5 protein-coding genes are annotated in these 6,000 nt (G+C 65.8%); 3 read left to right on the top strand and 2 right to left on the bottom strand.

Translation table 11 applies throughout. From position 1 onward, the window contains the following. Positions 1-20: 20 nt before the first annotated feature. Both ACYP33_RS14040 and ACYP33_RS14035 read right to left on the bottom strand, forming a co-directional pair. Positions 21-2,528, bottom strand: a complete 2,508-nt coding sequence (locus tag ACYP33_RS14040) for a penicillin-binding protein 1A (RefSeq protein ID WP_459622397.1) — start codon at positions 2,526-2,528, stop codon at positions 21-23. A 382-nt stretch (positions 2,529-2,910) separates the two neighbouring features. Continuing rightward, the gene (locus tag ACYP33_RS14035) at positions 2,911-3,075 is read right to left on the bottom strand and encodes a hypothetical protein (protein ID WP_459622396.1); all 165 of its coding nucleotides are present in this window, start codon (positions 3,073-3,075) and stop codon (positions 2,911-2,913) included. A 27-nt stretch (positions 3,076-3,102) separates the two neighbouring features. Here ACYP33_RS14035 and ACYP33_RS14030 point away from each other — a divergent pair, with 27 nt between their 5' ends. From ACYP33_RS14030 to mscL, 3 genes are all read left to right on the top strand, one after another. Continuing rightward, entirely contained in the window at positions 3,103-3,783 is a 681-nt protein-coding gene (locus tag ACYP33_RS14030; protein WP_459622394.1) for a PspA/IM30 family protein, read from the top strand. 92 nt (positions 3,784-3,875) lie between these two features. Further along, positions 3,876-5,114: a tetratricopeptide repeat protein gene (locus ACYP33_RS14025; RefSeq protein ID WP_459622392.1), complete on the top strand. Its 1,239-nt coding sequence runs from the start codon at positions 3,876-3,878 to the stop codon at positions 5,112-5,114. A gap of 217 nt (positions 5,115-5,331) precedes the next feature. Then, a complete protein-coding gene (gene mscL / locus ACYP33_RS14020) occupies positions 5,332-5,778 on the top strand; it encodes a large conductance mechanosensitive channel protein MscL (RefSeq protein WP_414442079.1) in 447 nt (148 codons plus the stop codon). The last annotated feature ends 222 nt before the right edge of the window (positions 5,779-6,000 follow it).

Here is a 6,000-nt window from a genome sequence, read left to right as displayed (position 1 = left end):
CCCCCCCCCCCCGCGGCCGATCAGGGCTTGTCGAACATGTCCATGATCTGCTGCTTCTCCTGCGCCGTGACGGGCGGCGGCGTCAGGCCCGCGGCGCCGGCCGAGCCGAGCGCATCGTTGGCGTTGATGCCGTTGCCCGTCTGGCTGATGTCGACGCTCGGCACGAAACCGTTGCCCGGCGTGTGATCGGCGAAATACAGCTCGCCGTCGATGGTGGTCACGCCGTCGGGCATCGCCATCTGCTGCTCGGGCACGCCGTGCAGCGCCGTGCGCATGTAGCTGATCCAGATCGGCAGCGCCAGTTGCGCACCGAATTCGCGGCTGCCGAGGCTCTTGGGCTGGTCGTAGCCCATCCAGGCCACCGCCACCAGCGACTGCTGATAGCCGGCGAACCAGCCGTCCTTCGCATCGTTGGTGGTACCCGTCTTGCCTTGCAGGTCGCTGCGGCCCAGCACGTTCGAACCGGAGCCCGTGCCGGCCGTCGCGACCGTGTGCAGGAGGCTGTTCATGATGTAGGCGTTGCGCGAATCGACGGTGTGCTGCGCGTTGCTGCCCGCGAGCGCCGGCTGCGCCTTCTGCAGCGGCTGGCCGTGCGCGTCGTCCACTTCGGCGATCAAGTACGGATCGACGCGATAGCCGCCGTTGGCGAACACCGAATACGCACCGGCCAATTGCAGCGGCGTGACGAGGCCCGCACCGAGCGCCATCGGCAGGTACGGCGGCGTCTTGGCCGGATCGAAACCGAAGCGCTGCGTGACGTAATCCTGCGCGTACTTGGTGCCGATCGACGCGAGGATCCGGATCGACACGAGGTTCTTCGAACGGCGCAGCGCTTCGCGCATCGTCATCGGGCCGTCGGGCTGATCGTCGTCCTTCGGTTCCCAGGCGGCGCCGCCCGGCGTGCTCGACGGGAACGACAGCGGCGCATCGTCGATGATGGTCGCCGGCCCGAGGCCCTTGTCGAGCGAGGCCGAATAGATGAACGGCTTGAAGCTCGAACCCGGCTGGCGCCAGGCCTGCGTGACGTGGTTGAACTTGCTCTTGTTGAAGTCGAAGCCGCCGACCAGCGAGCGGATCGCGCCATCCTGCGGCGCCAGCGCCACCAGCGCGCCTTCCACTTGCGGCAGTTGCGACAGTTGCCACGCGCCCTTCGCGTCCTGGGTCACGCGCACGATCGAGCCGGGCTTGATGCGCAGTGCATCCGAGGCGCGCGGGCTCAGCGCCGCCGCCGCGAAGCGCACCCCGGCCGCACCGATGCTGGCCTTCTCGCCGCCCACGAACTGCACCTGCACGCCCGAGGGCGCCGCCGAGGTGACCACCGCCGATTGCAGATCGCCATTGTCGGGGTGATCGGCGAGCGCGTCGTCGACCGCCTCGTCGCGCGCGTCGCCTTCGGCCGGCAACGCGATGAAGCCTTCGGGGCCGCGATAGCCGTGACGGCGCTCGTAATCGAGAATGCCGCGACGCACCGCCTGATAGGCCGCTTCCTGATCGCTCGAATTGATCGTGGTGGTGACCGTCAAACCGCGCGTATAGGTTTCGTCCTTGTACTGCGCGTACATCATCTGGCGGACCATCTCCGAGATGTATTCCGCATGCACCGCGTACTGGTTGCCCGGCGTGCGCGTGTGGATCTCTTCCTTCACGGCTTCGTCGTATTGCTGCGGCGTGATGTAGCCGAGCTCGCGCATGCGCTGGAGGATGTATTGCTGACGGATCTTGGCGCGCTTCGGATTGACCACCGGGTTGTAGGCCGACGGCGCCTTCGGCAGCCCGGCCAGCATCGCGGCCTCGGCCAGCGTGATGTCCTTCAGGTCCTTGCCAAAATACACGCGCGCGGCGGCGGCGAAGCCGTAGGCGCGCTGGCCCAGGTAGATCTGGTTCATGTACAGCTCGAGGATCTGGTCTTTCGACAGCGTCTTCTCGATCTTGTACGCCAGCAGCATTTCGTAGATCTTGCGCGTGTAGGTCTTCTCGCTCGACAGGAAGAAGTTGCGCGCCACCTGCATGGTGATCGTGCTCGCGCCCTGACGTGCGCCGCCGTGCATCAGATCGGCCACGCCGGCCCGCATGATGCCGAGGAAATCCACGCCGCCGTGTTCGTAGAAGCGGTAATCCTCGATCGCGAGCACCGCCTTCTTCATGACGTCGGGGATGTCCTGGAAGCGCACCAGGCTGCGGCGCTCCTCGCCGAATTCGCCGATCAGCACGTGATCGGCCGTGTACACGCGCAGCGGCACCTTCGGTTGATAGTTGGTCAGCGCATCGAGCGACGGCAGTTGCGGCGCCATCACCACCAGCGCGTAGCCGACGATCAGCGCGCCGATCACCCCGGCGACGACCGCCAGCCCGGCGAACCAGATCGCGATGCGGGCGCCGAACGAGCGGCGGCCCGAACCGCCGTCGTCGCGGTCGCGACGGTCACCGCCGCCGTGGCGGTCGGAGTCGTCCGCGTAGAACGCGCCGGAAGGCGAGCGGCGCAACTTGTAATTGGGTTCGGAATCGGACGGTCGTTTGATGATCGGCATGTCGGAATAGCAGGCGCGGCAGCGGCACCGTAAGCGCGCGCGAGATGCGCGCGGGTGGATCGATACGTCAGGCTAGACGCGATGCGGATGGAGCGTAGCACGTCGACAGACCCAGGCACGTGTGGATCCGTTCCCGCGACGTGACAGCGCATTCTAATGACATCACCCCGGCCCTCTCGCGATTTTTTGTAAAAAATTCCTGCACCCGCACCATCGCAGGGCGTCGTGCCAGGCGGCGCCGGCGCACCCGTTTGCGGGCCGGCCGACGCGCTTCGCCGGCACGAATCGGCGCCGGCTTCGCGCGCAATTATGCACGTATTGAATTCGCGTTTCCGCCTTTCACGGCTTTCAATGGCGAAAGCATTGTATCCATCTGTATTTTTCACTGGAAATCCACGCGGTTCGCCCGCATTTTCCGTTGGCGGATCAGCATGCCCCCGCCCACGCCGAACACCGTGTTTAAGCGGTGTTTAAGCGATCCGGTGGTGTAATATCCGCCGGCACATCGGGCGCGCAGCGCCGTGCCGCCGACGCGGTCGCCGATCACGTCGTCATCATCATCACGGAGGGTTTCATGTCGCTTTTCGACTCTATTTCGCGCACGCTCAAAGGCCTGTTGAATGATGCGGCCGATTCGGTGCAGGACCCGTCGCGCGACGCACGCCAGATCGTGCGGGAGCTCGACGACAGCATCGGCCGCGCCGAGAACTCGTTGATCGAGATCGAAGCGCAGGTGGCCACGCAGCGCAGCAAGTGCGATGCAGCCAACGACAAGGTGCGCAAGTACGAAGACGGCGCGAAGCGCGCGCTGCAATCGGGCGACGAATCGCTCGCCCGCGAGGCGCTGACCGCGCAAACCAACGCCGAAGTCGAACGCGATGCGCTCGCGCACGAACTCGACACGCTGGAGCCGTCGGTCGCCAAGCTCAAATCGCAGATCGCCGACATGCGTCAGCGCCGCAACGACCTGAACACGCGCTCGAACATCCTGCAAGCCAAGCAGGAAATCGCGCAGGCCAAGGACGTGGCGGCCTCGGCGCTGGGCGGCATCGGCGGCAAGGATCTGTCGGGCGATTTCCAGAAGCTGGAAGACAAGGTCACGCTGTCGAACGCCCGCTCGGACGCCCGCCTGAACTCGGCCGACACCAACAGCGGCAAGGCGCTCGACGACAAGCTCGCGGCGCTCAATCGCGGCCCGTCGGTCGACGATCGTCTCGAAGCGCTGAAGAAGCAACTGAACACGCCGGCGCAGTAACACGCGCACCGGCCGCCGCGCGCGAGGCCCGGCTCACCCCGGGCCTCGCGTGGCTCCGCCCGCAAGGAGGCAGGCTCGCCGCCTGGTCAATCATGAAGAAATTCGTCGCCGCCGCAGGCATCGCGCTGCTGGTCGCATCGGCCAGCGTGTTCGCGGCCGTGCCCTCGCTGTCGCAGGTCACCCAGTCGATCGAGCAGCACAACTGGCAACGCGCCGACAGCCAGCTCTCGCAAGTCATCGCGGCTCACCCCGACAACCCGCGCGCGCATTATCTGTACGGTCAGGTGCTCGACCGCGAAGGCCGCTCGGCCGACGCGCTCGCCGAGATCGAACGCGCGAAGTCGCTCGACCCCACGCTCCATTTCACGAACCCGCAAGCCTTCGCGCAAACCGAATCGAAGGTGCGCGCCGACGTGCAACGCGCCTCGGGCGAACGCCGCTCGGCCACTTCGGGCGGCGCGCTGGTGCCGACCGATTCGCAACTCACGCAGCAGGCGCAACAGGCGCAGTTCGCGCCGGCCAAGCCCGCACATCACGGCCCCTCGGCCGGCATGTGGATCGGCCTGATCCTGCTGGTGGTGGTGATCGCGCTGGTGCTGCGCTGGACGCTGCGCCGTTCGCGCTCGACCGAAAACCAGGCCGCCGACGACGAACGCCGCGCACAACTGAAGCGCGCCACCGACTTGCTCAACGAAGCGCGCCCGCTCAAGCTCGACGCGCGCATTTCGACCGCACCCGGCGTGTCCGCGCTGACGGGCGAGATCGAAGCCGTGGAAAGCGAGGCGCGCAACCTCGTCGAAGCGCTGTCGAACGGCAAGAACCCGGTGCCGCCGTATCAGCTGGAAGATCTCGAACACCGCTTCGCGAGCCTGAAGGCGCGCGTCGAAGGCCGCCCCGATCCGAACGCGGCACCCGCGAATGCACCGGGCGCGCCCGGCGGTTCGGGTTCGGTGTTTGCTCAGGAAGCGGATCGCATGACGCAGCAGCCGCCGTATCCGCCCTACCCGCCGCAAGCGCCGTATCCGTATCCGCAACAACCGCCGGTGGTGATCCAGCAGGGCGGCGGCATCGGCAGCGGCGTGGGCGGCTTGCTGACCGGCGTGCTGCTCGGAGAAGCGCTGTCGGGCAACCGCGAGCGCGTGGTCGAGCGCGACGTGATCGTCGACGACCAGCGCCAGCACGGCTCGGGCTCGGTGGGCAATCCGTTCGACAACGGCAATGGCGGGAACGACGGTAGCTTCGATCTGGGCCAGGGCGACAACTGGGACAGCGGCAACGACAGCGGCGGCGTCGATCTCGGCAGCACCGACGACGACTGGGACAATAGCTGAGCGCGCAACCGTGCGCCGCGCATGGCGCGATGCATTCGACGCACACCTCGACGGGCCGGCAACGGCCCGTTTTTCATGGCACGCCGAACGCGACGGACTTTGTTAACATTGCTCAGACGAACTTTCGGTGTCCGATCGAGTTCGTTATCATGACCGCGTTCGCGTGCGGGCAGGTCCGGCCGCACATCCCCTTCCCCTTCCCTGGAGAAACCTGCATATGAGCATCGTCAAGGAATTCAAGGAGTTCGCCGTCAAGGGCAACGTGATGGATCTGGCTGTCGGTGTGATCATCGGCGGCGCGTTTTCGAAGATCGTCGATTCCATCGTCAAGGACCTGATCATGCCGGTGATCGGCGTGATTACCGGTGGCCTCGATTTTTCGAACAAGTTCATCCAGCTCGGACAGATTCCCGCGACCTTCAAGGGCAATCCGGATTCCTACAAGGATCTGCAGGCAGCAGGTGTCGCGCTGTTCGGCTATGGCTCGTTCATCACCGTGCTGATCAACTTCATCATCCTCGCGTTCATCATCTTCATGATGGTGCGCTTCATCAACCGCCTGCGCCGCCCGGAAGAAGCGCCGGCCACCCCGGCCGCGCCGCCGCCGACCCCGGAAGACGTGATGCTGCTGCGCGAGATTCGCGATTCCTTGAAGAACCGCTGACAGCCTGCCGCGCCCTGCGCGCGTCACGCCCCGAAAAGCCCGCCGTGCGCGGGCTTTTTTGCGCCGGCTTTGGTGCAGCGCAATTCGTGCGCGCCGCGCGTACGCGGGAAAACACTCAGCGTTTTCGCCGCCAAAAACCGCGCTTTTTTACGAATCGGCCTGCACATGCCGCGCTGGCCGCACTATCATGAAACAGCAATGACATTACACAAGGCGCACAAT

This window comes from Burkholderia sp. 3C (genome assembly GCF_054589155.1).
Note: the sequence above shows the minus strand (reverse complement) of the source record. Positions and strands in the feature narration are given on the sequence as shown.

Excerpts from the sequence above, each read along its gene's own strand:
- ACYP33_RS14040 (WP_459622397.1), bottom strand. The coding sequence starts at position 2,528 with ATGCCGATCATCAAACGACCGTCCGATTCCGAACCCAATTACAAGTTG.
- ACYP33_RS14030 (WP_459622394.1), top strand. The coding sequence starts at position 3,103 with ATGTCGCTTTTCGACTCTATTTCGCGCACGCTCAAAGGCCTGTTGAAT.
- ACYP33_RS14025 (WP_459622392.1), top strand. The coding sequence starts at position 3,876 with ATGAAGAAATTCGTCGCCGCCGCAGGCATCGCGCTGCTGGTCGCATCG.
- mscL (WP_414442079.1), top strand. The coding sequence starts at position 5,332 with ATGAGCATCGTCAAGGAATTCAAGGAGTTCGCCGTCAAGGGCAACGTG.